This is a genomic window from Rosenbergiella sp. YN46, assembly GCF_036620675.1.
Taxonomy (GTDB): domain Bacteria; phylum Pseudomonadota; class Gammaproteobacteria; order Enterobacterales; family Enterobacteriaceae; genus Jejubacter.
The window spans coordinates 1-508 of record NZ_JAZHEE010000183.1 but is presented as its reverse complement, the minus strand read 5'-3'; the positions used below and the strand labels follow the sequence as shown (position 1 = coordinate 508).

General features: G+C 31.5%; 2 protein-coding genes. One reads left to right on the top strand and one right to left on the bottom strand.

The features are described 5' to 3' along the window. Window positions 1-227: ATP-binding protein (locus tag V3W49_RS23160; RefSeq protein ID WP_500148340.1), on the top strand; the 227-nt coding region annotated here is incomplete at its 5' end. 16 nt (window positions 228-243) lie between these two features. Here the strand turns inward: V3W49_RS23160 and V3W49_RS23155 are convergent. Next, complete coding sequence (locus tag V3W49_RS23155) at window positions 244-480, bottom strand: Lrp/AsnC ligand binding domain-containing protein (RefSeq protein ID WP_500148339.1); 237 nt, start codon at window positions 478-480, stop codon at window positions 244-246. Window positions 481-508: the final 28 nt, after the last annotated feature.

The window sequence follows — 508 nt, the reverse complement described above, 5'->3', positions numbered from 1 at the left end:
GCAGTCTTATTTCGAAACTCAGGAGAATGGCAAGAAGATATGGAAAAAAAATCATCATCAAAGGAGTGTACTTTGTTACTCCAGTGAATGTTATTTGGCAAAGATTGGAACATAGAAAGAATATTGAAAGCAAATCAATTCCTGCAATGCTTGTTGAGGAACAAATCGAAAAATATGAACTACCCACAATCGAAGAAGGATTTGATTACTTGATCAAAAAATTATGAAATCTGAATGAATCCCTCATTGGGTATCTTTGACTGTTAATACTACAGTAGTTCTTATCTTTTTGAGATTTCGAATTTTTGATACCACAATGTCTTTAATTTTTTCTTCTGACATTGCCTCTAATTTTACTATAATGTCATAACTTCCAAAAAGACCACTTATCTCTTTTACCGATTCTAGACTCTTTAGTTCAGCTAAAATGGATTTTTCTGCACCAACTTCACAAATTATCAAAACATATGTAATACTCATTTTTCAAAACACTGTTTCCCAGAAACTT

What these genes read in the sequence shown, in the direction of transcription:
- V3W49_RS23155 (WP_500148339.1), bottom strand. Translation starts at nt 480, where the DNA reads ATGAGTATTACATATGTTTTGATAATTTGTGAAGTTGGTGCAGAAAAA.